The sequence below is a fragment of the Cryptosporangium sp. NPDC048952 genome (genome assembly GCF_043197895.1).
GTDB lineage: Bacteria > Actinomycetota > Actinomycetes > Mycobacteriales > Cryptosporangiaceae > Cryptosporangium.
The window spans coordinates 112,160-138,665 of sequence record NZ_JBICTY010000004.1 but is presented as its reverse complement, the minus strand read 5'-3'; the positions used below and the strand labels follow the sequence as shown (position 1 = coordinate 138,665).

The following is a 26,506-nucleotide window of genomic DNA, read 5'->3' as shown; positions in this document are numbered from 1 at the left end:
CGGGCTGCTCCCGGGAGGGGCCCGAGTGGCACCGGGGGCCGCCGACGTCTCCTTCGAAGCCGATCCTGTCGCTCGGAGGAGACTCTCGTGGCTCGTCACACCCGCGCCCGGCGTACCGCCGCTGTCGTCGCACTGCTCGGCACCAGCGCCCTCGGCGTCGGTGCGCTCGCTGCTGCGTCGCCCGCACTCGCAGCGTCGGCCGCTCCCAAGGCTTCGGCGACGCCGAAGGCTACTGCCACGCCCAAGGCGAGTTCGACGCCGAAGCCCGGCGCCACCCCGAAGCCGAGCGCGACCACCAAGCCTTCGGCGAAGCCGACCGCGAGCGTCATCACGATCACCGGCCTCAACAGCGCCTACGGCAACACCGCCGGGGGCACGAACATCGTGATCACCGGCAAGGGCTTCAGCCGAGTCGACCCGTCGAACAAGTCCTCGGTCCTGTTCGCCAAGACCCCGGCAACCGCCTTCCTCGTCCTCTCCGACACCCAGATCGCCGCCACCGCCCCCGCAGGAACCGGCACCAAGATCCAGATCTCGGTCACCGACGGCACGAACACCAGCCCCGACACCCCCACCGACGACTTCTCCTACCTCGACCCGATCACAGTCGCCGTCCCGGACAAGACCAGCTTCTCCGCGGCGGGCGGCACCAGCGTCCGGGTGACGCTCACCGGCAAGAACCTCACCCTCGGCACCTCCCAGAGCACCTTCGCGGCCAAGAAGATCACCGCGACCGTGGACGGCGCGCCCGCGTCCCTGACCTGGGCCGACGCCACCCACGTCGACCTCGTCGCCCCGGCCGGCACGCCGTCCAAGAACCCGGCGAAGGTCGTGATCGCGAACAACGGCGTCACGGGACCCGCGGACACCGCCCATGCGAAGTACGTCGCGGTCGTGACGAAGCTCAGCGCCGTCTCCGGCAAGGTCGCAGGCACGACCGGCCTCGCCGGCAAGCCCGCCCTCACGATCACCGGCGTGGGCTTGAGCGGGGCGACCGGCTTCTCGATCGGCTCGGCGAAGGCCACCTGCACCGCGGTCAGCGGCAAGGAAGACACGACCTGGACCTGCGCGAACATCCCGGCAGGCACGGCGGGCGCCGCCCCCGTGCAGCCCACCTTCGCCGACGGCCGCACCGCCGGCGTCACCGCCGGCTCGATCTACGTCTACACCGACCTCTGACCATCCGTTTTCCAGTGGCGGTAGTTGTTAAGCCCATTAGTTCATGTTTGTCTGGTTTGTGATGAGTGTTACTGCCGCGCATCGGCGCGGCACCACCCCGCTCTCGCATGGAGACAGAGATGCTCGATACCTCCTGCCGCCCGGGCCGCCTGGCCGCGACCGCGCTGGCCGGTTCACTGGCTGCCGGAAGCCTGGCCGGCGCCCTCGGATTCGCGGGCATTGCCCAGGCCGCCGGCGAACCGACAGTCAAGTCACTCAGCGTTGCCAAGGGATCGACGTCCGGCGGCACGGCGGTTCTGATCACCGGAACGGGCTTCAACGGCGTCAACGAGTCCAGCGGTGTCACGTTCGGCTCCACCGCGGCTGGCGGCACGCCTGCCACGAACGTCATCGTCCTGTCGGACACGCAGATCGCGGTCAAGGCGCCGGCCGGCACCAACAGCGTCTCGGTCTTCGTCACGAACGCCAACGGAGCGAGCGCCGACACCACGACCGACAACTTCACGTACATCGCGCCGATCACCGTCACCGTTCCGTCCAACACCAAGCTGAGCGCGGCCGGCGGAACGACGTTCAACGCCAGCATCACCGGCGCGGGCGTCAGCTCCTCGGGCGACATCACCAGCAAGAAGATCACCGCCACCGTCAACGGGGCCGTCGCCAAGGTCGCGTACGGCGGGAGCAGCGACACTCTCGCGATCACCGCGCCCGCCGGGACGCCGACCGCAACCGGCGGCACGGTATCGGTGTCGGTGCTCAGCGACGGCGTGACGGGGACCCCGGACGCGTCCAACGCGAAGTACGTCGCCGTCATCACGAAGCTCAGCGTGATGAGCGGACCCACGGCCGGCACGAATGGCACCAGCGACAAGCCCGCCGTCACGATCACCGGCGTGGGTCTCAAGGGCGCCACGGGCTGGCAGTTCGACGCGGTCGGCGCGACGTGTTCGGCGGGAACCGGCACCAAGGAAGACACCACTGTCACCTGCACCAACATCCCCGCCGGCACTGCGGGACCGGTGACGGTGAACTTCACCCCGGCGAACGGCGCGACGCAGGGCATCACCGCCGGCGCCACGTACACGTACACCGACCTGGGCTGATGCCAAGGGCGGGCCCCGTTTCGGGGCCCGCCATCTCCCTAGTGCACCGAAAACCCACCATCCACGAAGATCGTCTGGCCGGTGACGTAGGCCGACGCGTCGCTGGCGAGGAAGACCGCGATGCCCTCGTAGTCGGAGGGCTCGCCATTGCGGCCGATCATCGTCCGGGCGGCCATCGCCGCCGCCTTCGACGGATCCGCGAACACCGGCGCGGTCAACGGCGTCCGCACCACTCCCGGCGCCACCGAATTCACGCACACACCCCGCGCAGACCACGCCTCGGCCTGGGACCGCGTCAACGCCGTCACGCCGCCCTTCGAGGCCCCGTACGCCCCGCTGTTCAGGTACGCCCGCACGGCCTGCTGCGACGACACGTGCACGATCCGCCCCCATCCCCGCTCGGCCATCCGCGGCCCGAACCGCTGCCCGAGCAGGAACGGCGCGGTCAGGTTGAGCTCGATCGTCGCGTCCCAGTCGTCGAGCGTGAGCTCGTCCATCGACGGCCGGTGGTTGATCGCGGCGGCGGTGATCAGGATGTCGGGCTCACCGACGATCGCCACGGCTTCCTCGGCGGCGCGCGCCACCTCGGCGCGGCTCCCGAGATCCGCGCTCACGGCGGCAGCCGAGGGACCCAGCTCCGCGACCGTCGCGTCCAGCGCCTCCCGGCCGCGCGCAACGACGACCACCCGCGCACCCGCCCGCACCAACGCCGACGCCATCGCCCGACCGATCCCGGAACTACCGCCGGTCACCAGAGCCACCCGTCCGGCCAGCGAGAACAGCTCCACCGTCACCTCCTGTAGGTACTGAGCGTCACCGACACGGTGACGTCCACCGGCTCGGGCAGCGCACCGACCCGCTCCGCGAGCACGTCCGGCTCCACGTGCCACGCCGCCGGCCCCATCGCCACGGCGGTGACCGCCTCCGCATGGCTCAGCCGCAGCGTCGTCTCGTATTCTTCGCTGCCCACGCGCGTCAGGTGCGGCCCCAGCGCCGCGTCCAGGCGGTCGGACTTCCGCGGGTCCACCGACACCGCTCCCACCGCGCTCGCGAGCTCCCGCAGGTGCCGGTCCGTCGGCCCGACCACCAGAACCACCCCGCCGGGCTTCAGCACGCGGTTCAGTTCCGCCCCGTTGCGCGGAGCGAAAACGTTGATGACGACGTCCACCGCGCCGTTTTTGAGCGGAAGCGGCCGCCACGCGTCACAGCGGACAGCTCCAGCGCGCGCGTGAGCCCGCGCCGCCCGGCGCAGCGCGTATCCGGAGATGTCGGCGGCGATCCCCGTCCACCCCGGCAGCGCGTCGAGCACCGAGGCCAGATAGTGCCCGGTCCCAGCTCCGAGATCGAGCACGCACCGATCCCCGGCGGCCGCGGGCACGCCGGCGGGTAGCGCGGCCGCGCGGGCCGCGAGCAGGGAGGTGATGCCGGCGAAGTGACCGCCGGTCAGGAACGACTCGCGGGCGGCGACCATCGCAGCGGTGTCGCCCGGGACAGCCGGGGCGTGGCCGGTGAGAAGGCTGACGTAGCCCTGCTTGGCGACGTCGAACGTGTGGCCGTTCGGGCAACGGAGGGTACGGACATCGAGCGCAAGATCACCGGCACAGTGCGGGCACCGCAGGCGATCGACGATGTCCGCCAGCACCGTGCAGTCCTCCGCCCGCTCGCCGATCCGCCGCGAGCATCCTTCCATCCCGGGACGCACGGGCGGAGAGCAGGCGTCAGGTCGGGATGCAGACCCGACTGGTGGCCACCTGCATGTTGATCGGGCCGTTGCGGAAGTAGCTCGGGTAGAACGCCTGGAGCCAGAACACATACCCGGCGCCCTTGGTCAGCGACCCGATCCGCACGTTGGCGGTCCCCCCGGCTGAGGGCGGCGTGACGCTCACCTGCCGATAGGTCTGCGGGGCGTTCGGACCGACCTCCTGCGGCACGACCCACACCTTGTACGCGTTGACCGGACCGTCCCAGTAGCTACGCACCCACCGCAACGAGCACGACGACTTTCCCGGCGTCACGTACACCTGCACGCGCCAATACGGATCCGCCTGCGCCGGCGCGGGGGCGACCAGGACTCCCATCGTCACGGTGAGGCCGACCAGCACGGCGCCCCACCGTGCACGCGCGCGGCTGAGCTGCGGAAACCGCGCGCGGATCAGGCGGGTAGGCACAGGGAGTCCTCTCAGCCGGCCGGGGGGCGCCGGACGGCGTCCACTCCGCCTATCGGCACGTGCGAGCCGAGGTTGAGCGGTATCACGGTCAGGTCGAGGGTTGCCCCGACGCCCCGATCAGGCGCAGAGCACCGGGTACGGCGGTCAGACGCAGGGGCAGCGAGCCCTGTAGCTCCCCATCGGCGAAAACGGCCGCGCCCGGGGCGTCGATCTGGATCTGGGAGGCGCGGTAGGTACGGACCGCAGGGTGATCGACGTGGGTGCCCGAGTACAGGCGCGGCTTGACGCGGATGAGCTCGAGCCGGCTGACCGGTTCGACGATCGTGACGTCGAGCAGGCCGTCGGTGGGGTCGGCGGACGGGCACATGCGCATGCCGCCGCCGTAGCTGCGGGTGTTGCCGATGGCGGCGAGCAGGGCGGGGGTTTCGACGGTGGTGCCGTCGAGGTCCAGCGTGAGTTGGTAGGTGCGGAGGCGGGCCAGTTCGGCGAGGATCGCCAGGTCGTAGCGGCGGGGTCCGCGGGGCCAGCGCATGCGGTTGGCTCGGGCGTTGACCGCGGAGTCGAATCCGACGGAGAGGATGGCCGCGTACCAGGCCTTTCCCCCGTGCGGTGGTACGTGGTCGGGCGGCGGCCCGCCTGCCTGGCCGCCAACGGCCGGTTCGGCATCCGCGGAGTCGCCGGCCGCGCGGACTCGTTCCACCTGGACGGCGTCGATTGCCAGCTGCCGGGAGTTGGCCAGGTCCGCGAGGATCGCCCGGGCGGCGGCGATCGGGTTCTTGGGGACGCCGACCGCGTCGGCCAGGTCGTTGCCGGTTCCCAGCGGCACAAGCCCGAGCGGGACCTGCGTGCCGGCCACGGCCTGCAGCGCGAGGTGCGCCGTGCCGTCACCACCCACGGCGACCACGCCCAGAGCGTCCGCCTCGACAGCTGCACTGACCGCACTCATGGCGTCGACACGCGTGGCTGCGGGGAGAAGCAGTGGGTCAGCCGGACCGAGTGCCTCCAGCACCGCGGACAGATGCCGCCCCACCTGCCCGCGCCCAGCTTGCGGATGGGCCAGCACCACCAACCGACGAATCCGCCCACACCTGTCGGTGCGAGCGGATTCCGTCCTACTGGTCAGAGGTCTTCTTCGCGCGTCGGACGGGGAGCCTCGCTCGGCTCGACCGGACCACTCTTCCGGACCGGGCCACTCGTCTCGACCGGACCACTCTTCCGGACCGGGCCACTCGTCTCGACCGGATCGATCACGTTCTCGATCTCGGAGGCCTCGTCGTCGCTGAGACCGGCGTAGACCTTGGCGGCGGCGCGAGCACGACGCCGTTCGTTGAGGAACGCGGCGCCGACCGCGGCGAAGTACAACGCGGTCATGCACGCGCCGAGCGCGGTCATGCCGAACGGGTCGGGCGTCGGCGTGACGATCGCGGTGAACGCGAACGTCAGGAACACCGCCGCCCGCCACCAACCGAGCAGACGCTTGGCGCTGGCCACGCCCGCGAGGTTCAGCATGAACACGATCAGCGGGAACTCGAACCCGACACCGAAGATGAGCAGCATCCCGGTGACGAAGTCGATGTAGCCGGCGATGTTCGTGGTGAGTTGATAGTCCCCGTCGACGGGCAACAGGAACTGGATGCCCTTCGCGATGACGAAGTGCGCGAGCACCGCACCGGCGCAGAACAGCGGCACCGCGAACGCGATGAACCCGTAGGCCCACTTGCGCTCCCGCGAGTGCAGCCCGGGCGCGATGAACGCCCACAGCTGGTACAGCCAGATCGGCGACGCGATGATCAGGCCCAGGTAGAGCGCGATCTTCAGTCGGACGATCGTGGGCTCGAGCGGGGTGGCCGCGTTGAACGAGCACCCCGCGGTGAACCGCTCGCAGTACGGATCGGTGAGGAACCGCTCCACCGGCTTCGAGAAGTACAAGCCGATGCACAGACCCAGCAGAATTCCCAGGCACGCCTTGAACAGGCGGTCACGCAACTCACGGATGTGCTCCATGAGCGTCATCGAGCCGTCCGGCGAGATCGTCCTCTTCGGCGTCCGCCGGCGCAGCCGCAGCGCTGGGCTCACCGCTGGTCGCGGGTCTCGCTCCGCGAGTCGACCACCCGGGAATCGACGACCGGGGTCTGCCGATCGCCGAACTGGTCGGCCGGGTCGCCTCGCTCGTCGGTCAGCGGCGCACGTTCGTGCTTGGCTTCCGCCTTGCCCTTGACGTCGTCCTTCATCAAGCCTTCGGTTTCGGCCTTGAAGATCCGCAACGAACGACCGAGGCCGCGCGCCGCATCGGGCAGTCGCTTCGCGCCGAACAGCAAGAGCAGCACGACGACGAGCACTGCGATATGCCAGGGCTTGAGAGCACCCATGACGACACCTCTCGAATCGGATACCGGTTCATCGTACGTCTCACCGGCCCACCGATCGGAAGGATAGGCCCTAGGACCGAGGCCGAACGACCTGCCCTAGGCTCATTTGCTCCTCCGGTCAGCGTGCCGGACGGATCGCTTCGACCTTCGCCTGCACCTCGAGCACGCGAGCCTGGAGCGTCTCGAGCTCAGTCTGCAACGTCTGCGCCTCGTCTGCCTTGTCCTTGAGAACGTCGCCCGCGTTCTTGAGGCGGCGGAGCTTCGGCAGCAGCGGAGCGGCCACCAAGCCCAGAAGGACGACGCCCACCACGACCAGCGCTACGACGATCCAGCTCGCAAGGGTCACAGTCCTCACCCTACCGCTGGTGGACGGCGATTTAGTCGGTGGGGTCCGCTAATATTTCGTACATGAGTTCGATTGCTGCGGCGATGCGGGAGCTGGCTGCCGAAGACCTCGGTGGCTTCTCCGACGAGGCGCAACTCGAGCGTGTCCGCGAGTGGGAGCAGCTGCTTCGGCTGGCCGAGGCAGGGCAGGCGGCCGCGTTGGCGGCGGTGCACTCGCGGGGTGCCGGAGCGTACGACGGGTCACGGTCGACGAGCGCGTGGATGCAGGGCGGGATGCGCCTGTCGCCGCGGGAGGCGGCCAGCCGGGTGACGACCGCGGTGGTGTTGCCGCAGATCCCGCGGTTCCAGGAGGCGTTGAACACTGCCGAGATCACCCGTGAGCACGCTGCGGTCGGGGTGTGGCTGGCCCGCGCCGTGGAGAAGGTCGAGCCGGCGCTGGTGGCCCGCGCCGAGGCCCTATTGTTTCCACATGCCCTGCGCCTTCATGCCGCAGATCTGCGCAAGATCGCGCAGCGCATCAAGGATCACCTGGTACCGCCGAAGGACGATCCGCCGGAGCCGGAGTTCGCGGTCTACCTGGCGCAGACCTACGGCAAGGTCTGGGATCTGCGGGGCGGGTTGTCGCCGGAGTTCGGCGGAATGATCGAGACGTATCTGCGGAGCCTGCCGCCGCGTTCGCCCGGCGATACCGGTACGGCCGCTGAGTGGCGCCACGACGAGTTGATGGCGCTGTTCAAGAAGGCGCTGGAGTCGCTGGATCCGCCGACCAGCGGCGGTGAGCGCCCTCACCTCATGGTGCTGGTCCAGGCCGCGGATCTGCGCCACCTTCCGGACGGGCGCACCGTCTTCGCCGACGACCCCTTCGCCGAGCCCACGCACCCCGTGCCGCCCGCATCGGCCGAGGGAGGCGGGCCGTTCAACCCCGACCCCGGCTGGGACCCGGCCCACGGCTGGGACTTCGAGGTCGACTGGGACTGGAACCTGGTCACCGCTTGGCTCACCGCCCCCGAACCGGCGTCCGCCGCCACGTCCGACTCCGCGACGGGCGTCACGGTGTTTGGCGGCTCGGGTAGCGACCCGGTGTCCGGCGGGCTCTCAGCGAGCAGCGAACGGCTGCGGTTCGGGCGAATTCCCGCACCCGGCGATGGAGCGGTCACCGAGTACGGCGACTACCTTCCTTCGGCCGCACTGCACCGGCTGGCCTGCGACGCGATGATCACCCGGGTCGTCCTCGGCCCCGGCGATGTCCCGCTCGCGATGGGCCGACGCGCCCGGCTCGTGACGACCACTCAGCACCGGGCCCTGGTGGTCCGCGACAAGGGGTGCCGCTTCCCGCACTGCACGCGTCCCCCGCAGTGGACCGAAGCCCACCACGTGGTGCCGTGGACCCAGGGCGGCCCCACCGACCTGGGCAATCTCCTCTCCTTGTGCTCGTTCCACCACCACCGCGTCCACGACGACGGCTGGCGCGTGGAGTTCGACGGAAACGAAGCCACCTTCTTCCGTCCGGACGGCACCGTCCTCCCCGCACCCCCGAGATAGCCGCCGCCGAACACCAGCCGGGCGCCTCCGCCCGGCCCATCGGCATGCCCAAACCCCGCCGCGCGGGGCGCGGGCAGCGCGGGCGTAGCCACGCGGGGCGCGGGCAGCGCGGGCGTAGCCACGCGGGGCGCGGGCAGCGCGGGCGGAGCCACGCGGGGCGCGGACAGCGCGGGCGGGGCCGCGCGGGGCGCGGGGCGGGCGCGGCAGCGCGAGGCGCGAGGCGGCGCGAGGCAGGGACGCAGTTCCCGCACGCCCCGGTTAGGGGTACCAGCCAGCCACAGGGGCGCGCGAGGGCAGCACGGGAGCGCAGCACGCTCGCGCGGCCCGGCATCGCGATGCGCTGGTGGCCCGGACGGGGACGTGCGGGGCACCGGAACGGCGAGGTGCTGCGGCGGGCGGCCTACTGGCTATGGGTCAGGTCGTGTACGCGGCTAGGGCGGCGCGGGCTTCGGAGCGGACCAGCTCGACCAGTTCGGGTGGGCCGACGACCTCGGCGTCCTCGCCGAGACCCATCACGAGGCGCCGGGCCCACTCGAGGTCGCTCGCCTTGAGCGTGACCAGCCACGTGCCACCGGACTCGGCCCGGACGTCCTCGCAGGGGTAATACTCGGTGACCCATCGGCTGCCGAGGCCGACACGGAGCGTCACGAGCGGGCTGTCGGCCGGAGGTTCGAACACCGCACCGTCGGCGAGCCGGAAGCCCCCGTCGGACGTGGCTGCCACTCCCCTGGCGGGCACGGACGGCTCCTCCAGCTCGGTCAGCTCGTCGATGCGGTCGAGCCGGAACATCCGGATCGCCTCGGCGCGCCGGCACCACGCTTCCAGGTACGCGCGGCCGTCGACGACGAGCATCCGCATCGGGTCGATGACGCGCTCGCTCGTCGCGTCGCGCCCGGCGGTGTAGTAGACGATCCGCAGCGCACGACCACGCTCGAGGGCCCCGCGCACGCGGGCGGCGAGCCCCGTGTCCTCGTAACCGCCGGTGATCGCCACGCGCTGAGCGGACCGACCGGCCTCCCCCGCCGCGTTCTCGACCTTGGCCAGCGCACGGCTGACCGCGGCGTCGTCGACTCCGGGCGTCTCGCCGAGGGCACGGAGGGCGACGATCAGCGCGAGGGCCTCGTCAGCGGTGAGGCGCAGCGGCCGGTCGAGCTCGGCGTGGTAGGTCAGCGTGACGGTGTCGTCGTCGAGGGACATGTCGATCAGGTCACCGGGACCGTAACCTGGCAGCCCGCAGACGAACAGCAGCTGCAGGTCGTCGCGCAACTGCCGTTCGGAGACGTCGTGATCGGCCGCGACCTCGGAGATCAGCGCGCCGGGCCGTGCCTGCAGGTACGGCACGAGCGCGAGCAGACGAGCGAGCCGCTCGGTTCCGGACCCACTCATCGCGCCGGCCCCTTCTGCCGACCGCCGGACGCGGTGGCCGGGGCTTCCCGCGGCGAATCAGACCGCGCGGCGCGGCTCTCGCCGGAGCGGGTGCTGGCGCCGGTGCGCGTGCCTGCGCCGGTCGCCGTCGCGGCACCGGTCGCGGTGCCGGCCGCGGTGCCGGACCCGGTGCCGGACCCGGTGCCGGACCCGGTCGCGGCGCCGGACCCGGTCGCGGACGCGGTGCCGGATGCGCTCTGCTCGGCGCCGGACACGGGGCGCGCAGAGGGTCGCACGGGAGCGGCGGCGCGGCGGCTTTCGCGGTCACCGGCGGGGCGGGGGGTGGGAATGCCTGCTGCCATCCGGGTGAGGTGACGGATGACTGCCTGCCGCACGTCGGGTGGGGACAGGACGACGACCGTCGAGCCGTACCCGGCCAGCCGGATCGCGAGCGCCTCCGGGTCGGAGTAACGCAACGTCACGACGTCCCAGGCGGCTTTGGCGTCGGCAGCCGGTTCGCCGCACTCGTCCTCGTCGACGTCGTCCGGCGGCGGGGTCTCGGCCACCGGAGCCTCCGGGTCGTCCACGGTCACCCGGCGATCGATGGCGGCTTGACTGACGTCAGCCTCCAGTAGTTCTGGATTTGCTTGTTCCTCGGGCCGGACATCCTCGGCCCACCGACGCAGACCTGCCGCGGAACCGACCCGCACGCGGACGCGGGCGGGTTTCTGGTCGGTCGGTTCGGGGTCGAAAGCCTGGACCTGGGCGAGGAGGTCGAGGTCGTCGGGCGCGGAGAACGCGTTGAGCTGTCCGAACTGGCTGACGGCGCCGACGATGCGGGAGAGGCGGAAGCAACGGGTGGCGTTGCGGTCGAGGTCGTGGCCGACCACGTACCAGCGGCCGCGCCAGCTCACCACGCCCCAGGGCTGGAGCCGCCGCTGGCGGGGCTGGTCGTCGCGGGGGGTGCGGTACTTGAACTTCACGGCGCGGCGGACGTCGATCGCGCCGAGCATGGGGGTGAGCGCGGGATCCGCGTTGACGACGGGTTCGATGCCGAGGGGCGGACCGTCGACGAGGTCGACGCCGCCGGCGCGGAGCTTGGTGAGTCCGCTGGAGGCCGCGGTGGAGAGCTCGGCGTGGTGCCAGAGGCGGGCCGCGATGCCGACGGCTGCGGCTTCCTCCGGGTCGAGATGGACTTCGGGGAGCGCGTAGTCACCGCGGGTGACGCGGTAGCCGGGTTCGGTGTCGAAGACGCTGTTCGTGCCGGTCTCCAACGGGACACCGAGGTCGCGGAGCTCACCTTTGTCGCGCTCGAACATGCGCTGGAACGCTTCGTGCGATTTCGGGTCTTCTTCCTCATGCTCGTATCCGGGCACGATGGCGGCGATCTGCGCAGCCGTGAGGTACCGGCGGGTCGAGAGCAGGCAGAGGAGCAGGTTGACCAGGCGTTCGGTGCGTCGACGGGACACACCGAACGACGCTACTTCACTTCGACGACCGGCGTGGCGCTGCCTGGCCGCCTGTTGACGACGGATCCCGAGATCCGCAGGGCGCTGCGTCGGTCACGGATCGCGGACCGCGGCGGCGTGGAGTGGCGCGCGGGCTCGGTTACGGTGTGCGGCGTGATTCGGTGGCGGCGCGGAGTTGTTTCGTCTGTTGGGCGGGCTTGGGCGGGGGCGCTCGAGCTATCGGTTTCCGTTGAGGGGGCCCCGGTACGTGCGCTGGCTTACCCCGCCATGGTGGGTACGCCCGTCGAGGGCGACGCCGTCCTGCTGAACACGACCGCATTGTCGCTCGGGTTGGGGACCGGTGGATATGCGCTGGTCATAGCGCTACCTGATCGGCTGCCTCCGGACCCCGACGTAGTGGCCGGACCCGGGCACATGGTGAAGGCGCGGTACACGCCTGGACAGGTGACGGTCCTAGGGGTGGACGAGCAGGATTCGCCGCATCACGTGGTGCTGGCGTCGGACGCCTCGCTAGACGGGATGCCGGTCGTGGTGGCTGACCTGCACTCTGCGTTGCCGGCGATCCTGGCAGGCGTGGGGCCCGGGCCGCGGGTCGTCTACGTGATGACCGACGGCGGGGCGTTGCCACTGTGGTTCTCGCGCGCCGTTGCCACTCTGCGGGACGCTTCGTTGCTCGTGGGCACGGTGACCGTGGGTCAGGCGTTCGGGGGCGACCTGGAGGCGGTGACGCTGCACACGGGTCTGCTGGCGGCGCGGCACGTGCTGTCGGCGGACGTGGCGATCGTCGCCCAGGGGCCGGGGAACCTCGGCACGGGGACGCCGTGGGGGTTCTCGGGGGTGGCGGTCGGCGAGGCGGTGAACGCGATCTCCGTGCTGGAAGGCCGTCCGATCGGATCGCTGCGGATCTCGTCGGGTGACGCCCGGGAACGGCACCTGGGGATTTCGCATCACTCGTTGACAGCGTACGGACGGGTCGCGCTGGCGCCGGCGGATCTCGTCGTGCCTTCGCCGCTGCCGTCGTCGTTGGAGGACCGGGTCGAGGAGCAGCTCGCCGGGTTGCCGGATCGGCATCGCCTGGTGCGCGTACCAACCCACGACTTGGACGGGGCCCTGCGCGCTCTTCCCTTGAGGCTCTCCTCCATGGGCCGCCCCCTGGACGAGGACCGCATCTACTTCGAATCAGCCGCCGCAGCGGGCCGCCACGCCGCTTCCCTGGTCTGAACACGCTGCGGCCCGGCCCTCGCGACGAGGACCGGGCCGCAGCGTCGGGTCGACTTACTCCGCGAGCACCGCGTAGTGCGAGCCCGCAGTGATCGCGCTCGTTTGCGAGGCCACCACGTCCGACACCGTCACCGAGCAGTTGCCCGAGTAGGTGCTGGCGCCGAGGCCAGCGGCGTCGCCGGCCAGGTTGTTCGGCACGGTCACCGTGAGCGACGTGCCCGCCGCGTTCGCCGCGGTGGCGGTTGCGGTCGCGCTGCAGAACCGGATCAGCCACTTCGACGAGTCGTTGGCGTCGGCGAGCACCTTCGGCAGGTTGGTGCCGGTGATGACCGTCGCCAGGTTCGTCTGGTTCGCTCGCCCGGCGTCCACCGACAGACCGGTGACGATCGGAGCCGCCACGACCGAGCCCGCGCCACCCAACGCCGCAACCTGGAACGTCTTGCTGACGCCGTCCTGGGTGATCGTGAGCACCGGGTCACCAGCGGTCATGCCGGCCCCGGTGGTGAACGTCAGTGAGTTTCCGTTCAGGGCGCTGATCGCACCCGCCACGGTAGTGATCGGTGTGCTCGAACTCGCGTCGGCGTAGACCTTGACATTCGTGCCGGGTTTGCCGTTGAGCGTGACCGCCAGCGCAGACGTCGACCGCGGGTCGAAGGCGAAGGCCGGGTCGGCCTTCACCCGCACGACCTGCCCACCGCCGGTGCCGAAACGACGCGATTGGTTGGCCGTCGCCAGCAGCGCGCTGTTGTCATTGATCAACGGCTTGTTGGCGACCGCCTCGATCGCCGGTGGGGTGACGAACGTGATGCCGCCGGTCTTGGTCAGCGTGTCGCCGTTCGAGAACGTGATGACGATGTCGGCGGCTCCGGCCGGACACGTGGCCGGCGTCTTGATGGAGATCGTCGTAGCGCTCGTCACGACGTAGCTGGTGATGTTGTCGCACGGGGACGCACCCAGACCAACCTGGGTAACGCTATCTTCGGACAGCGCTGGCACCGCAGCGCCAGCCACCGTCAAATTCACCACCTGCTTATTCGTCAGCGCGGCGACCTTGGCGTTGGCCGGTGAGCTGACCGTGATGGTTCCGGTGATGGCGGCGGCCTGAGCTGCTGCCGGCGGCAGGATCGCTGAGACGACGACGCTGGCGGCAGCGGCCGCCAGCGCAGGAGCAACGACGCGGCGCAGCCGCCGCGAATGAGCGAATGACATTTTTCGCAGAGTCCTCTCGGGTGCTGCGCGGCACGCCGGTGAACGGTGGCCGCACGAGCCTCGTGTTCCCACGGAGACTAACACCGCTTTTGTCCTTTTCTAGGCGATATGTCACTTAAGTTGACGCGGCCCGGTCCGGGGACTCCAGACCGGGCCGCAACGATTACCCGCCGTCTACTCGGCCAGCACCGTGTAGTACGCCCCGAGAGCGACCGGGCTGGTCTGGTCTGGGTTCTGGGTCAGGTCGGTGACCGCCACCGGGCAGATGCCGGCGTAGACGCCCGCCCCGAGCCCCGGGCTGAGACCCGAGACGGGCGGGACGTTCACGGTGACCGATGTGCCCGTGTCGTTGACGGCAGTGACGTCAGAACCCACCACTGCGGCGCCGCAAAAGGTGATCAACCACTTCGAGGGGTCCTGGGCGTCGCCGAGCGCCCGGGGTAGGCCGGTCCCGGTGATCGTCGTCGAGACCTGCTGGGAAGCACGACCGCCAGGGACCGAGAGGCTGGTGATGCTCGGCAGGCTGACGACGGTCGGGGTGGGCCCGTTGGAGGTCGCGGTCGCCGTGAACGTCTTGGTGATGCCGCCCTGGGTGATCGTGAGCGACACGGGGCCGGGCGTCATACCGGCGCCGGTCGTGAACGTCATCGAGTTGCCCGGCGTGGACGACGTCGTGGTCTGGACGAGCGCCCCGAGGCCGGTCGACCCGGTGAACACCTTGAAGTTGGAGCCCGCCTTGCCGTTCATCGTGACGGCGAGCCCGGCGGCCACCGTCGGATCGAACCCGAATGACGCGCCGGCCCGCACGCGTACCGTCTGGCCGCCGGTCGCCGAGAACCGCGCGGTCTGGTTCGCCGCGTTCAAGAGCACACTGTTGTCGTTGATCACTGGCGGCACGGTGCCGCCGACATCGGCGATCGACGGCGGCGTGACCAGCGTGAGCGCGTTCGTCTTGACCAGCGTGTCCGTGCCGATCGTGACGACGAGGCTCGCGGCACCGAGGATCGCGCAGTTCGTGGCCGTCTTGCCGATGATCGTGGTCGAGCTGGTCACCACGTAGGTCACGACACAGGTCGTCGCGGCGCCGGACGCGTTGTTTCCCTTCAGGCTGACGTCGTTGACGTTGTCCTCGGACAGCGCGGGAACGTCGGCGCCGGAGACCGAGAACGCCAGCACCTGTTTCGCCGAGCCCGCGGCGATCCTCGCGTTGGACGGCGAGGTGACCGTGATCGTGCCGACGACGTCGGCGGCCCGGGCGGCGGCAGGAACCAGACCGGCGCCGATGAGGGCGGTTGTTGCCAAACAGGCCGAGCCGAGTCGGCGGCGCCGCTGATGAACCAACTGCATCTCGCGGATCCTCTCGAGAGCTACGGGGCACGCCGGTGAACGGTGGCCACGCGAGCCTCGTATTCCACGGCGACTGATAGTCGATATGTTCGTTTAGCCAGTATTATTTAGTTTCAAGCACATATTGACCCAATCTCGGCGCGTCTGAGCTGGATTGACCCGAACCGAGGGCACGCTGGGCGCAAGCGCGTAACGGCTGATCGGTGCCGGGCGACGAGCGGCGGACGGGGTGGGCGTATGGGGGCACGCACGGTCGGAGCGCTGCTGGGGCTCGGCGCGATCCTCGCTGTGGGCGCCTGCGGCGGGTCGGGCAATGACGCAACGCCGAACGTCCGGCCGCCGGGTGGGGTGGCGCCCTACACGACCGAGGCCGAGGACGAGGAAGCGGCTAGTTCACAACCACTCGAGCCCGTGCTCACCGCTACACCGCCGGCGCTCGGGTCCACCAAGCCGCCAACGCCGGCGACTCAGGCGCCGCCGCCTCCGCCGCACAACCTCGGCCCGTGCAAGACCGCCGGGCTGGACGTCCGCGTGATCCGCCAGCTGGGGACCAGCAAGAATGGGCCGGGCGTCGGGCTCGTCGCGCTGCGGAACACCGGGACGAAGACCTGTGCGCTGAGTGGATGGCCCTCGGTCGGGCTGACGAAGGCCGGGACGCCGGTCGATGTTCCGGCGACGAAGGTCAACAAGCCGCGGCAGCCCGTCGGGATGGCGCTACAGCCGCAGCGGACCGCATTCGCTGGACTGCAGTGGCGTGGATGCCCGCCCACCGCGACCGGCTGCCGCAGCGGCGACGGGTTCCGGATCGGGGCGCCCGGCTCGAGCGTCGCGCCTGCGCAGCTCACCGGCTTCTCCACGGCCGAGCAGAAGGGGTTCCCGGTGGGTTCGATCGTGATCGGGTCTCTTCAGCCGACGACCACGGACATCATCAACTGGTAAGCGCGACAAGTTCTCGGGCCTTCGACGACTTCCCGGGCCTACCGCGGCCCGAAATGAGGCCGGGAACTCGTCATTACCCCGAAAACTCGTCGTCGTAGAGGCCTCGAGGGCTCGCGCCCCAACCGGCGCGGGCCCTCGAGGCACCTACTCACATGCTCGCGATCAGGCGATCCACTCGCTCGTCCACGGACCGGAACGGGTCCTTGCACAGCACCGTGCGCTGCGCCTGGTCGTTCAGCTTCAGGTGCACCCAGTCCACCGTGAAGTCCCGGCGCCGTTCCTGCGCCTTCCGGATGAACTCGCCGCGCAGCCGCGCCCGCGTCGTCTGCGGCGGCACCGACTTGGCCGCGAAGACGTCCAGGTCGCGTGTGGTGCGCTCGACCGCGCCGCGCTTCTCCATCACCTGGAACACGCCCCGGCCACGGCGGATGTCGTGATAGGCCAGGTCGAGCTGAGCGACCCGCGGACTCGACATCGACAGCCCGTGCCGCTCCGAGTACCGCTCGATCAGCTTGAGCTTCGTGACCCAGTCGATCTCTCGCTCCACCGACGCCAGGTCGTCGCCCTCGACCGCCTTGAGCACCCGGCCCCACAGGTCGATGATGCGGCGCGCGGCCGGGCCGCCGCCGTACCGCTCGACGAACTCCGACGCCTTGGAGTGGTACTCCATCTGGATGTCGAGCGCGCTGATTTCCTTGCCGTTGGCCAGGCGCACGGTGCGCCGACCGGTGATGTCGTGCGAGACCTCGCGGATCGCCCGGATCGGGTTCTCCAGCGTCAGGTCCTTCATCGTGACGCCGGCCTCGATCATGCGCAGCACGATGTCGGCAGCGCCGACCTTGAGCAGCGTCGTGACCTCGTTCATGTTCGAGTCGCCGACGATGACGTGCAGCCGGCGGAAACGCTCTGCGTCGGCGTGCGGCTCGTCGCGGGTGTTGATGATCGGGCGCGACCGGGTGGTCGCCGACGAGACGCCCTCCCAGATGTGCTCGGCGCGCTGCGACAGGCAGTACACCGCGCCGCGCGGCGTCTGCAGCACCTTGCCGGCGCCGCAGATCAACTGCCGGGTGACGAGGAACGGGATGAGCACGTCGGCCAGCCGCGCGAACTCCCCGTGCCGCGAGACCAGGTAGTTCTCGTGGCAGCCGTACGAGTTGCCGGCCGAGTCGGTGTTGTTCTTGAACAGGTAGATGTCCCCGGCGATGCCCTCGTCCCGCAGCCGACGCTCGGCGTCGACCAGGAGACCCTCGAGGATGCGCTCGCCGGCCCGGTCGTGCGTGACCAGGTCGGCGACCGAATCACACTCCGGTGTGGCGTACTCGGGGTGGGAACCCACGTCCAGGTACAGCCGGGCCCCGTTGCGGAGAAAGACATTGCTCGACCGGCCCCACGAGACCACGCGCCGGAACAAGTACCGCGCCACCTCGTCGGGCGAGAGACGCCGCTGGCCCCGGAACGTACACGTGACTCCGTACTCGGTCTCGAGACCGAAGATCCGCCGCTCCATGACTGAACATTAGCCGCCGTAGCACGCGCGCACCCGGCAACAGCGAGCGTGCCCGATTTGCCCCTAAGGACAATGGCTCTCCGTTTCTGTTCAGACCTGGTTCAGCAACGCGTAGTAGTCCTGGCACTCTTTGTAGTTGGGCAGCGTTCCGTCCGCGAGCGCGGAGGCCAGCGACGGAGCCGCTGCGTCTTTCGAGGAGAGCTGGGGCGAATCAGCCGGCCAGTCGATCGCGAGATCAGGATCCAGCGGGTGGATCGCGTGCTCGCGGGTCGGCGCGAACGTCTCCGAGCAGAGGTAGGTCAGCGTCGCGTCGTCGCTCAACGCGCAGAAACCGTGCCCGAGGCCCTCGGCGATGTACACCGCGCGCCGGTCGACGTCGTCGAGCCGCACCATCTCGTGCTGACCGTAGGTCGGCGACCCCACGCGCAGGTCGACGATGACGTCCACCACCGCACCGCGCACGCACATCACGTACTTCGCCTGGCTCGGCGGCACGTCGGCGAAGTGGATGCCCCGTACGACACCGCGCGCGGACACCGAGAGGTTGCCCTGCGCGAGCCGCAGCGGATGCCCGACCGCCTCCGCGAGATGATCGAACCGGTACCACTCGGTGAACAAGCCGCGGGGGTCGCCGTGCTGGACCGGCGTGACTTCCCACGCGCCGTCGATGCTCAAGGGTCGAATCTTCACGCGGCCACGGTAGCGGCACCCACCGACCGTCAGGGTTTGCGGGCGACCGTGACGAACTCGTTGTAGGCGAAGAACTTCCCGGCGAACCGCGGGAACGGGAACGAGTACTGCTTGTCCACCGCGAGGCCCACGTCCGTGGCCAGCGCGCCGACCTCGTCGAAGCCGCTGAACCGGACGTGGGTCGCGTCGGTGGTGTAGCCCTTTTCCTGCGGCGTGATGAACACGATGCGCCCGCCGGAGCGCAGGTACGGCAGGTACGACTCGACGACGGCCTTCGCGTCGGGCTCCAGCAGGTGCTCGACCAGGTGCGAGGCGAGGATCGCGTCGAACGCTTCGGGCTTGGCGTCCTCGGACGCGTGGAACTCGTCCACGGTGTACGCGCTGAAACCGCGCCGGCGGGCGATCTCGATCGACGTGGCGTTGTGGTCGACGCCCACCGGCTCCGGGTTCTTGCCGTCCTTGAGGTGCGACAGGTTACGGCCGATGCCGCAGCCGACGTCGAGCGTGCGACCGAGTTCGAGGCGGCGCAGGTTCCACCGGTACGGAGCCTGGACGTTCAGCACCTGCTTCCAGCGCGCGGTTTCCAGCCGCTGGAGACGCTCGGCGTAGTCCGCGCCCGCCGTGCCCGGTGCTTCGTTCGTTGCCACGTCCTGACCTTCCGTAAGCGGGGGTTTACGGCACCTTACTCACGCGCCGCCGAGCAACTCGATCAGGTAGTCGCCGTAGCCGGACTTGCGCAACGGCTCGGCGAGGGCACGCAGCTGCTCGTCGTCGATGTAACCCTGCCGCCACGCCACCTCTTCGACGCAGCCGATCTTGAAGCCTTGGCGCTCCTCGATGACCCGCACATACTCCGCGGCCTGCACCAGCGAGGTGAACGTGCCCGTGTCCAGCCACGCGGTCCCCCGGTCGAGGACCGTGACCTTCAACGCGTGCTCGTCGAGGTAGGCCTGGTTGACCGCGGTGATCTCCAGCTCCCCCCGGGCACTCGGCGCCAATCCGCGAGTGATCTGCACGACCCGGTTGTCGTAGAAGTACAGGCCCGGTACGACATATTTGCTCTTCGGCTTCTCCGGCTTCTCCTCCAGGGAGAGCACGGTGCCGGTCTCGTCGAACTCGACCACCCCGTAGGCCTCGGGGTTGGCCACCGGGTAGGCGAACACCCGCCCACCGGTCAAACCGTTGTGGGTCGAGAGCTGCCGGCCCAGACCGGCGCCGTGGAAGATGTTGTCGCCCAGCACCAGAGCCACCGGCTCGTCACCGATGAACTCTTCACCGATCAGGAACGCCTGCGCGATACCGTCCGGAGACGGCTGCACCGCGTACTGGATGTCCATCCCCCACTGCGACCCGTCACCGAGCAGCTTCTCGAACTGCGCCGCGTCACCCGGTGTCGTGATCACAAGGACCTCACGAACACCCGCGTACATCAGCGTCGAGAGCGGGTAGTACACCATCGGTTTGTCGAACACAGGCATGAGCTGCTTCGACACCGCGTGAGTAATCGGCCACAAGCGTGAACCTGTGCCGCCGGCCAGGAGGATTCCGCGCACGGCGGGAAGCCTACGCGATTCAGTAACCGCGTGTATTTCCCGCCGGACGCCTTCAACCTCCGTTAAGTGACTGGGGTTACTTGGCCCCCGGGTCCGCGCCCGCGTCTTCGACCGGCGGCGCGCTGTACCCGCTGTCGTCGGCGTCCTCGTTGAGCTCCGGGATCGCGTCGACGCCGAGGTCACCGGCGGCGACCGCGCCCGCGGCCCCGAGCGTGCCGGGCGCCACCTGTGTTTCCCGGTGGGCGTCGTCGGCGGAGCGGCCGGCCGCCGGGTCTCCGGGTCGAGGGAGACCGGACCCTTCACCCACCGATTGGTTAGGAAAATCGGGCGTGGTAGTCATGGAATGGACATACCCGACAGTGACGGGCGTATGCGTGGCTCGGCGATTCACGATCTGTCGCCCCCGGTGACTACACTCCGGTCCCCGTGAGGATTCTTGTCACCGGCGGCGCCGGGTTCATCGGATCGCATTACGTCCGCACGCTCCTGAGCGGCGGATACACGGGTGCGGACGAGTGGTCGGTGACGGTGCTGGACTCCCTCACCTACTCGGGAAATCTGCCGAACCTCGAGCCGGTCGCCGACAACCCCCGCTACACGTTCGTCAAGGGCGACATCACCGATGTCGATCTGGTGAACGATCTGGTCCCCGGACATGACGCGGTCGTGCACTTCGCCGCCGAATCCCACGTCGACCGCTCCATCCTCGGCGCCGCCCAGTTCGTCACCACCAACGTCCTGGGCACCCAGACCCTTCTCGACGCCGCCCAGCGCCACGGCACCGGCCGGTTCCTGCACGTCTCCACCGACGAGGTCTACGGCTCCATCGAACTCGGCTCCTGGCCCGAGACCGACCCCCTCGCACCCAACTCGCCGTACTCCGCGTCCAAGGCCGCCTCGGACCTGCTCGCGCTGGCCTACCATCGCACGCACCACGTCGACGTCGTGGTCACCCGCTGCAGCAACAACTACGGGCCCTACCAGTTCCCCGAAAAGGTCATCCCGCTCTTCGTCACCAACCTCCTCGACGAAAAGCCGGTCCCCCTCTACGGCGACGGCGGCAACGTCCGCGACTGGCTCCACGTCGACGACCACTGCCGCGGCATCCACCTCGCCCTGCAGGGCGGACGCGCCGGCGAGGTCTACAACATCGGCGGCGGCACCGAGCTCACCAACCGCGAGCTCACCCAACTCCTGCTCGACGCCACCGGACGCGACTGGGACACGTTCGTCACCCCCGTCGAGGACCGCAAGGGCCACGACCGGCGCTACTCGGTCGACATCACCAAGATCAACCGCGAACTCGGCTACACCCCCCAGGTGCCCTTCGGCACCGGCCTCACCGACACCGTCGCCTGGTACCGCGACAACCGCGACTGGTGGGAGCCCCTCAAGCAGCGCGCCGCACTGGAGAAGTAAGTCGTGCGCTGGCTGATCACCGGCGCCGGTGGCGCCCTCGGACACGACCTCCGCTCCCTGCTGCCGTCCGCGACGGCCGCGTCGCGGGCCGACCTCGACATCACCGATGCCGACGCCGTGCGCGCCGCCGTGCAGGGGCATGACGTCGTTCTCAACACGGCCGCCTACACCGCTGTCGACAACGCGGAGTCCGACGAAGCGGCCGCGACGCGGGTGAACGGGTTCGGACCCGCGCTGCTCGCCGAGGCATGTGCCGCCTCCGGCGCCACGCTGCTGCAGGTCTCCACCGACTACGTGCTTCCGGGCGACGCCGACGCGCCCTGCCCCGAGGACGCCGCCACCGACCCGGTGAACGCGTACGGGCGCAGCAAACTCGTCGGTGAGCGGGCGGTGCTCTCCGGGCTGCCGGAGCGGGGTTACGTCGTGCGCACCGCCTGGCTCTACGGCGAAAACGGCAACAACTTCGTGGCGACGATGCTCAAGCTGGCGGCCGCGCGGCCCACCGTGAGCGTCGTGGACGACCAGCACGGGCAGCCCACCTGGACGGCCGCGCTCGCCGCGCAACTCGTCGCGCTCGGGGAGGCGGCGGTCGCCGGAACAGCCGAGCCGGGTGTGTACCACGGCACGGCGAGCGGCCAGACCACGTGGCACGGGCTTACGCAGGCGATCTACACGCTGGCCGGGCTCGACCCCGCCCGGGTCGAGACCACGACCAGCGACGCGTTCCCGCGCCCCGCGAAGCGTCCGGCGTACAGCGTGCTCGGGCACGACCGGTGGTCACTTGCCGGTCTCGATCCGCAGCCGCACTGGCACGACCAGTTGGAGCGGGCCCTCAAGCGGCCGGCGTTCGTCCGTCTCATCGAAGCGGCGCAACCCTCGTGACCTGGGCCCGGTTGCGCGCGCTCCTCGGGAGCGCCGCGTCCGTGGGCGCCGGGTACCTGGTGCTGGGTGGTGCCGGGTACCTGTTCCTCGCGGTCGCCAGCCGGACCTTCGACGAGACGGCGTACTCCGCGCTCACGTCGGTGTACCTGCTCGTCAACATCATCGGGCCGGGTCTGTTCGCGGCCGTCGAGCAGGAGACCAGCCGGAACGTGTCCACGCGGTTGGCTCGGGGTGAGGATCCGCGGCCGGTGGTCCGCCAGCTGGGGATGCTCTCGGCGGGTCTGTTCGCCGGGATCGCGGTGATCACGCTCGCGTTGACGCCGGTGCTACTGCCCGACGTCTTGCACGGCAACGTCGTGCTGCTGGTGGGGTTGTTGATCGCGAGTGCCTCGTACGCGGTGGTGTCGGTGACCCGCGGCAACTTCGGCGGGCGCCACGCGTTCGGCCGGTACGGCACGTCGGTGGGCACCGAGGGCACGGTTCGGCTGGTGGCCGGGGTGGTGCTGGCCGTGTTGGCGCTCGCCGGGGCCGCGGTCGCCGGGGCGTCGAGCCTCTACGGCCTGGTGTTCTGCGTCGCACCCGCGGTCGCGGTAGCGCTGACGGCACGCTGGTTCACCAGTGATCTGCGCGGCGGCCGGAGCGTCGCGGACGTCGGGCCGGGTGTGGCCGCGCCGATCGGGCCGCTGATTCGCAGCACCGGGTTGCTCACCGTCGCGTGGGGGCTGTCGCTGGCGATCGCCAACGCGGCGCCGGTGGTGGTCAGCGCGCTCTCGACGGACGACGCCGTCATCGCCGCGTTCGCGTCCGCGGTGGTGCTGGCCCGGATCCCGCTGTTCGTCTTCCAGGGCGCGCAGTCCCTGGTTCTCCCCTCGTTCGCGCGGGCCGCCGCGACGGCCGACTCCGGCGCCCTGCGCCGGGCCGTACGACCGGCGCTGCTGCTGGTCGCCGCGGTGGGCGCGCTGGCGATCCTGGTCAGCGCGGTACTCGGCCACTGGCTCGGGCGCATCGCGTTCGGGCCGACGTTCACCAGCTCCAACGCGCTGGTCACCGCGCTGATGGTCGGCACTGTCGCCGGCATGGCCGTGCAGATCGTCCAGCCGGCGCTGCTGGCGCTGGGCCGGCACCGCTGGGTCGCCGGCGGCTGGGTGATCGGCCTGATCGTGTTCGCGGCCTCGTTCCTGTTGCCGTTCGAACCGGTCACCGACGCCGTGATCGCGCAGCTGGCCAGCGCCGCGGCGACGATCGGCGTCCTCGGTGTCGTCTTGTTCCGGGCTCTGCGGCCCACGGGTATTCCCCAACCTCAGGAGTTCAGCGATGTCCAACCCGCCTGAGCCGCGGGTCAGCGCGGTGGTGCTCGCCTACAAGGCGGAGCCCTGGCTGCGTCGCGCGGTCGAGGCACTGCTGGCCTCCGAGAAGGTCGCTGTCGACGTCGTCCTGGTCGACAACGGCTGCACCACCGACGACGTCGAGGTCCTCTCGGAGCTGACCGGTGTCACGGTGCTGCGCCCCGGTACGAACACGGGCTTCGCCGGTGGGTGCAACCTGGGCGCGTCGGCCGCGACCGGTGAGTACCTCGCGCTGGTCAACGGCGACGCCGTGGTCGAGCCGACGACGATCGCCCGCCTGGTCGAGGAGGCGTCGCAGCCCGACGTGGGCATCGCCGTGGCCAGCGTCCGCCTCGCCGAGGACCCGACACTGCTCAACGCCGGCGCGAACCCGATCCACGTGCTCGGGCTGTCGTGGTCGGGCCGGATGGGTGAGCCCGAGACGCTGACCGAGCCGGTGGAGACCGCCGGGGCGTCGGGTGCGTGCGTCGTCGTGCCGAAGGCGCACTGGGACGCGCTCGGCGGCTTCGACGAGGAGTACTTCGCCTACCACGAGGACGCGGATCTCTCGATCCGTACCTGGCGCAAGGGCCTGCGGGTGCTGTACGTACCGGACGCCGTCGCGGTGCACCGGTACGAGTTCTCGCGCAACGACTTCAAGATGTACCTGGTCGAACGGAACCGGCTGCTGTTCGTGGCGACGCTGTGGAGCGGACGCTCGCTCGTGCTGCTGGCGCTGCCGCTGGCGGGGCTCGAAGCCGCGATGACGCTGATGGCGGCGTCGCAGGGCTGGTTCCCGGCCAAGGTCAAGGGCTGGCGCTGGCTGTGGAGCAACCGTGCGCACATCAAGGCCCGCCGCAAGGTACTCCGCGCCGAGGCGAGCGTGCCCGACCGCGTCTGGATGCAGCGGCTGACCACGAAGGTCGACGCATCGGTCATTCCGGTTCCGGCGCTGGCCGGAACCGTCAACGGTCTGGTCACGATCTGGTGGAAGGTCGCTCACCGATGGGTATGAGTAGCGGCGCGCGATTAGAGTCCGTGGGAATCGAGAGCGAAGGCGAGAGCATCGTGACGGACGAGGACCCGGCCCTCCTGAGTAGCGCAGAGGTCGCCGAGAGCACCGGCGTCGAAACGCCCGCAGTCGCCGAAGGTGACCTGCACGAGGCGCCCCCGGTCGACCTCCCCGACAACAAGGACGTCTGGCTCGTCATCCCGGTCTACAACGAGGCCCAGGTCATCGCCGACGTCGTCGAGCACGCCCGGCAGACGTTCCCGAACATCGTCTGCGTGGACGACGGCAGCCGTGACGGGTCGGCGGCGGCGATCGCCCCGACCGGAGCGCACCTCGTCCAGCACCCGATCAACATGGGCCAGGGCGCCTCGCTGGAGACCGGCCTGCGCTACGCGCTGTCGCGTCCGGGTGCGGAGTACTTCGTCACGTTCGACGCCGACGGTCAGCACCGTGTCGAGGACGCGCTGCGGATGCTCGAGGTCGCCCGATCCGGCAAGGCCGACGTCGTCCTGGGTTCGCGGTTCCTGGAGTCGAAGGAAACCGTGCCGTGGATCAAGCGGTTCGCGCTCAAGACCGTCGTCGCGTTGAGCCCGACGTCGCGGAAGCTGAAGCTCACCGACGCCCACAACGGGCTGCGCGTGCTCAACCGGCCGGCCGCCGAGGGGCTCCGGATCCGGATGAACGGCATGGCGCACGCGTCGGAGATCGTCGGCAAGCTGGCCCGGGGCAACTGGCGGGTCGCGGAGATCCCGGTGACGATCCTCTACACCGACTACTCGCGCGCCAAGGGCCAGTCGCTGGTCAATGGCGTCAACATCCTGTTCGAACTCTCTCTGCGTCACCGAGGCGTGTAACCGATGGTCATCCAGGTACTGCTGCTGCTCGCGGTCGCCGCGTCGCTGATCTACTTCGTCCGGCAGCAGCACGGCGTCCGGCTCCAGGCCGGTAAGCGGCTCGCGTTCGTCGCGTTCCTCATGTTCGCCGCGTACGCGGTCGTGCGTCCGGACGACATCACCGCTATCGCGCACTGGGTCGGCGTCGGCCGTGGTGCCGACCTGGTGCTGTACGCGACCGTCGTCGCCTTCGTGTTCGTCGTCATCAACTTCTACCTGCGGACGCGGGAGATGGAGCGGCGGATCACCGAGTTGGCGCGGGCCGTGGCGTTGCGCGACGCCGAGGTGCTCAACCAGCACCGCCTGCCGGAATCGCCGGTGGCGCGCGACGGCGCCGAGGACGCGATCCTCGCGGCCGTCGTGGCCGAAGGCCGCACGCCCTAGCGCGCCGGAGCGACCCCGGCGCGCATGCCTGCCAGGGCGTAGCCCAGCATGCGCACGGCGCTCTGCTCGGCGTCGGGTGCGTCGAGGTTCGCCAGAGCCAAGCCGTTGATCAGCCGCAGCAGATCGCTGACCGGAACGTCGGCGCGCAGCGCGCCGACGACCTGGGCCCGGGTCAGCAGCCGCCCCGCGGACTCCTGCATCGTCGCGTAGCACCACGTGCTGTCGGTGTGCTCGGTGCGCAGCGCCGCGGCCATGCCCCGGTTGCGGATCGAGTGGAGCAGCACCGCTTCGAGCCAGGCGCGCAGCGCCGCGGCGGGGTCCGGGTCCTCGAGGTGCGCGGCGGCCTGGGCGCAGAGCCCGTCGATCTGCTCGTGGAACACCGCTTCGAGCAGCGCGGCGCGGGTCGGGAAGTGCCGGTACAGCGTTCCCGACCCGACACCGGCACGGCGGGCGATGTCGTCGAGCGAGGCCTCGGCTCCGTGCTGGGCGACGGCCTCGCGGGCGGCGTCGAGCAGCCGGTCGTAGTTCCGCCGGGCGTCAGCGCGCAGGGGGCGGCGGGCCGTTACCGGGGACATGCCCCGGATT

27 protein-coding genes and 1 pseudogene are annotated in these 26,506 nt (G+C 70.2%); 11 read left to right on the top strand and 17 right to left on the bottom strand.

The annotated features are described in order from the left end of the window. Window positions 1-87: 87 nt before the first annotated feature. A complete protein-coding gene (locus tag ACGFY5_RS23205; protein WP_392722793.1) occupies window positions 88-1,179 on the top strand; it encodes an IPT/TIG domain-containing protein in 1,092 nt (363 codons plus the stop codon). Window positions 1,180-1,298: 119 nt separating this feature from the next. Next, window positions 1,299-2,282, top strand: coding sequence for an IPT/TIG domain-containing protein (locus ACGFY5_RS23200; protein ID WP_392722790.1), 984 nt, complete (start codon window positions 1,299-1,301; stop codon window positions 2,280-2,282). 38 nt (window positions 2,283-2,320) lie between these two features. Here ACGFY5_RS23200 and ACGFY5_RS23195 read toward each other — a convergent pair whose 3' ends face one another. The 7 genes from ACGFY5_RS23195 to ACGFY5_RS23165 form a co-directional block, all read right to left on the bottom strand. Beyond that, on the bottom strand, window positions 2,321-3,070 hold the full coding sequence (locus tag ACGFY5_RS23195) for an SDR family NAD(P)-dependent oxidoreductase (RefSeq protein ID WP_392722789.1): 750 nt from the start codon (window positions 3,068-3,070) through the stop codon (window positions 2,321-2,323). A 2-nt stretch (window positions 3,071-3,072) separates the two neighbouring features. Then, window positions 3,073-3,924: a putative RNA methyltransferase gene (locus ACGFY5_RS23190; RefSeq protein WP_392723894.1), complete on the bottom strand. Its 852-nt coding sequence runs from the start codon at window positions 3,922-3,924 to the stop codon at window positions 3,073-3,075. A gap of 76 nt (window positions 3,925-4,000) precedes the next feature. After that, window positions 4,001-4,450 carry a hypothetical protein gene (locus tag ACGFY5_RS23185; RefSeq protein WP_392722788.1) on the bottom strand — a complete coding sequence of 150 codons (450 nt, stop codon included), beginning with the start codon at window positions 4,448-4,450 and terminating at the stop codon, window positions 4,001-4,003. An 88-nt stretch (window positions 4,451-4,538) separates the two neighbouring features. Then, complete coding sequence (locus ACGFY5_RS23180) at window positions 4,539-5,513, bottom strand: diacylglycerol kinase family protein (protein ID WP_392723892.1); 975 nt, start codon at window positions 5,511-5,513, stop codon at window positions 4,539-4,541. A gap of 56 nt (window positions 5,514-5,569) precedes the next feature. Beyond that, window positions 5,570-6,463: a twin-arginine translocase subunit TatC gene (gene tatC, locus ACGFY5_RS23175; protein ID WP_392723890.1), complete on the bottom strand. Its 894-nt coding sequence runs from the start codon at window positions 6,461-6,463 to the stop codon at window positions 5,570-5,572. A 59-nt stretch (window positions 6,464-6,522) separates the two neighbouring features. Further along, the gene (gene tatA, locus ACGFY5_RS23170; RefSeq protein ID WP_392722786.1) at window positions 6,523-6,819 is read right to left on the bottom strand and encodes a Sec-independent protein translocase subunit TatA; all 297 of its coding nucleotides are present in this window, start codon (window positions 6,817-6,819) and stop codon (window positions 6,523-6,525) included. Between the two features lie 118 nt (window positions 6,820-6,937). Beyond that, complete coding sequence (locus tag ACGFY5_RS23165) at window positions 6,938-7,165, bottom strand: hypothetical protein (protein WP_392722785.1); 228 nt, start codon at window positions 7,163-7,165, stop codon at window positions 6,938-6,940. Between the two features lie 62 nt (window positions 7,166-7,227). On the opposite strand from ACGFY5_RS23165, the gene ACGFY5_RS23160 reads away from it, so the two are divergent. Further along, the gene (locus ACGFY5_RS23160; protein WP_392722784.1) at window positions 7,228-8,706 is read left to right on the top strand and encodes a DUF222 domain-containing protein; all 1,479 of its coding nucleotides are present in this window, start codon (window positions 7,228-7,230) and stop codon (window positions 8,704-8,706) included. 414 nt (window positions 8,707-9,120) lie between these two features. Here the strand turns inward: ACGFY5_RS23160 and ACGFY5_RS23155 are convergent, their stop codons facing one another. Together ACGFY5_RS23155 and ACGFY5_RS23150 are read right to left on the bottom strand one after the other, a co-directional pair. Then, window positions 9,121-10,092, bottom strand: coding sequence for a helix-turn-helix transcriptional regulator (locus ACGFY5_RS23155; protein WP_392722782.1), 972 nt, complete (start codon window positions 10,090-10,092; stop codon window positions 9,121-9,123). Window positions 10,093-10,424: 332 nt separating this feature from the next. Next, window positions 10,425-11,540, bottom strand: a pseudogene (locus ACGFY5_RS23150) (helix-turn-helix transcriptional regulator); the annotation flags it as partial. 153 nt (window positions 11,541-11,693) lie between these two features. Here ACGFY5_RS23150 and ACGFY5_RS23145 point away from each other — a divergent pair. Continuing rightward, window positions 11,694-12,761 carry a DUF3866 family protein gene (locus ACGFY5_RS23145; RefSeq protein ID WP_392722779.1) on the top strand — a complete coding sequence of 356 codons (1,068 nt, stop codon included), beginning with the start codon at window positions 11,694-11,696 and terminating at the stop codon, window positions 12,759-12,761. Between the two features lie 54 nt (window positions 12,762-12,815). On the opposite strand, the gene ACGFY5_RS23140 is transcribed toward ACGFY5_RS23145, so the two are convergent. Together ACGFY5_RS23140 and ACGFY5_RS23135 are read right to left on the bottom strand one after the other, a co-directional pair. Further along, a complete protein-coding gene (locus tag ACGFY5_RS23140) occupies window positions 12,816-13,970 on the bottom strand; it encodes a hypothetical protein (protein WP_392722777.1) in 1,155 nt (384 codons plus the stop codon). A gap of 174 nt (window positions 13,971-14,144) precedes the next feature. Further along, window positions 14,145-15,317 carry a hypothetical protein gene (locus ACGFY5_RS23135; protein WP_392722775.1) on the bottom strand — a complete coding sequence of 391 codons (1,173 nt, stop codon included), beginning with the start codon at window positions 15,315-15,317 and terminating at the stop codon, window positions 14,145-14,147. A 237-nt stretch (window positions 15,318-15,554) separates the two neighbouring features. Between ACGFY5_RS23135 and ACGFY5_RS23130 the strand changes: the two genes are divergently transcribed. Further along, window positions 15,555-16,256 (top strand): DUF4232 domain-containing protein, encoded by a 702-nt coding sequence (locus ACGFY5_RS23130; protein WP_392722772.1) that lies wholly within the window; start codon window positions 15,555-15,557, stop codon window positions 16,254-16,256. Window positions 16,257-16,404: 148 nt separating this feature from the next. On the opposite strand, the gene pafA is transcribed toward ACGFY5_RS23130, so the two are convergent. The 5 genes from pafA to ACGFY5_RS23105 form a co-directional block, all read right to left on the bottom strand. Next, window positions 16,405-17,763 carry a Pup--protein ligase gene (gene pafA, locus ACGFY5_RS23125; RefSeq protein ID WP_035856327.1) on the bottom strand — a complete coding sequence of 453 codons (1,359 nt, stop codon included), beginning with the start codon at window positions 17,761-17,763 and terminating at the stop codon, window positions 16,405-16,407. A 90-nt stretch (window positions 17,764-17,853) separates the two neighbouring features. Then, window positions 17,854-18,453: a dTDP-4-dehydrorhamnose 3,5-epimerase family protein gene (locus tag ACGFY5_RS23120; RefSeq protein ID WP_392722769.1), complete on the bottom strand. Its 600-nt coding sequence runs from the start codon at window positions 18,451-18,453 to the stop codon at window positions 17,854-17,856. 29 nt (window positions 18,454-18,482) lie between these two features. Then, the gene (locus ACGFY5_RS23115) at window positions 18,483-19,100 is read right to left on the bottom strand and encodes a class I SAM-dependent methyltransferase (RefSeq protein ID WP_392722767.1); all 618 of its coding nucleotides are present in this window, start codon (window positions 19,098-19,100) and stop codon (window positions 18,483-18,485) included. Window positions 19,101-19,139: 39 nt separating this feature from the next. After that, window positions 19,140-20,006 carry a glucose-1-phosphate thymidylyltransferase RfbA gene (gene rfbA / locus ACGFY5_RS23110; protein ID WP_392722766.1) on the bottom strand — a complete coding sequence of 289 codons (867 nt, stop codon included), beginning with the start codon at window positions 20,004-20,006 and terminating at the stop codon, window positions 19,140-19,142. A 76-nt stretch (window positions 20,007-20,082) separates the two neighbouring features. After that, window positions 20,083-20,346: a hypothetical protein gene (locus ACGFY5_RS23105; RefSeq protein ID WP_392722764.1), complete on the bottom strand. Its 264-nt coding sequence runs from the start codon at window positions 20,344-20,346 to the stop codon at window positions 20,083-20,085. Between the two features lie 86 nt (window positions 20,347-20,432). Between ACGFY5_RS23105 and rfbB the strand changes: the two genes are divergently transcribed. The 6 genes from rfbB (at window position 20,433) to ACGFY5_RS23075 (ending at window position 25,921) form a co-directional block, all read left to right on the top strand. Beyond that, window positions 20,433-21,425 carry a dTDP-glucose 4,6-dehydratase gene (rfbB, locus tag ACGFY5_RS23100; protein ID WP_392722763.1) on the top strand — a complete coding sequence of 331 codons (993 nt, stop codon included), beginning with the start codon at window positions 20,433-20,435 and terminating at the stop codon, window positions 21,423-21,425. Window positions 21,426-21,428: 3 nt separating this feature from the next. Then, the gene (rfbD, locus tag ACGFY5_RS23095) at window positions 21,429-22,307 is read left to right on the top strand and encodes a dTDP-4-dehydrorhamnose reductase (RefSeq protein WP_392722762.1); all 879 of its coding nucleotides are present in this window, start codon (window positions 21,429-21,431) and stop codon (window positions 22,305-22,307) included. Next, the gene (locus ACGFY5_RS23090; RefSeq protein ID WP_392722761.1) at window positions 22,304-23,638 is read left to right on the top strand and encodes a lipopolysaccharide biosynthesis protein; all 1,335 of its coding nucleotides are present in this window, start codon (window positions 22,304-22,306) and stop codon (window positions 23,636-23,638) included. The genes rfbD and ACGFY5_RS23090 overlap by 4 nt, the downstream gene beginning before the upstream one ends. Next, entirely contained in the window at window positions 23,622-24,647 is a 1,026-nt protein-coding gene (locus tag ACGFY5_RS23085) for a glycosyltransferase family 2 protein (RefSeq protein ID WP_392722759.1), read from the top strand. The genes ACGFY5_RS23090 and ACGFY5_RS23085 overlap by 17 nt, the downstream gene beginning before the upstream one ends. Window positions 24,648-24,787: 140 nt before the next feature. Next, entirely contained in the window at window positions 24,788-25,498 is a 711-nt protein-coding gene (locus tag ACGFY5_RS23080; protein WP_392723888.1) for a glycosyltransferase family 2 protein, read from the top strand. A 3-nt stretch (window positions 25,499-25,501) separates the two neighbouring features. Next, on the top strand, window positions 25,502-25,921 hold the full coding sequence (locus ACGFY5_RS23075) for a DUF2304 domain-containing protein (protein WP_392722757.1): 420 nt from the start codon (window positions 25,502-25,504) through the stop codon (window positions 25,919-25,921). Here ACGFY5_RS23075 and ACGFY5_RS23070 read toward each other — a convergent pair. Continuing rightward, window positions 25,918-26,496, bottom strand: a complete 579-nt coding sequence (locus ACGFY5_RS23070) for a TetR/AcrR family transcriptional regulator (protein WP_392722755.1) — start codon at window positions 26,494-26,496, stop codon at window positions 25,918-25,920. The two genes, ACGFY5_RS23075 and ACGFY5_RS23070, sit on opposite strands and share 4 nt — an antisense overlap. Between the last annotated feature and the right edge of the window lie 10 nt (window positions 26,497-26,506).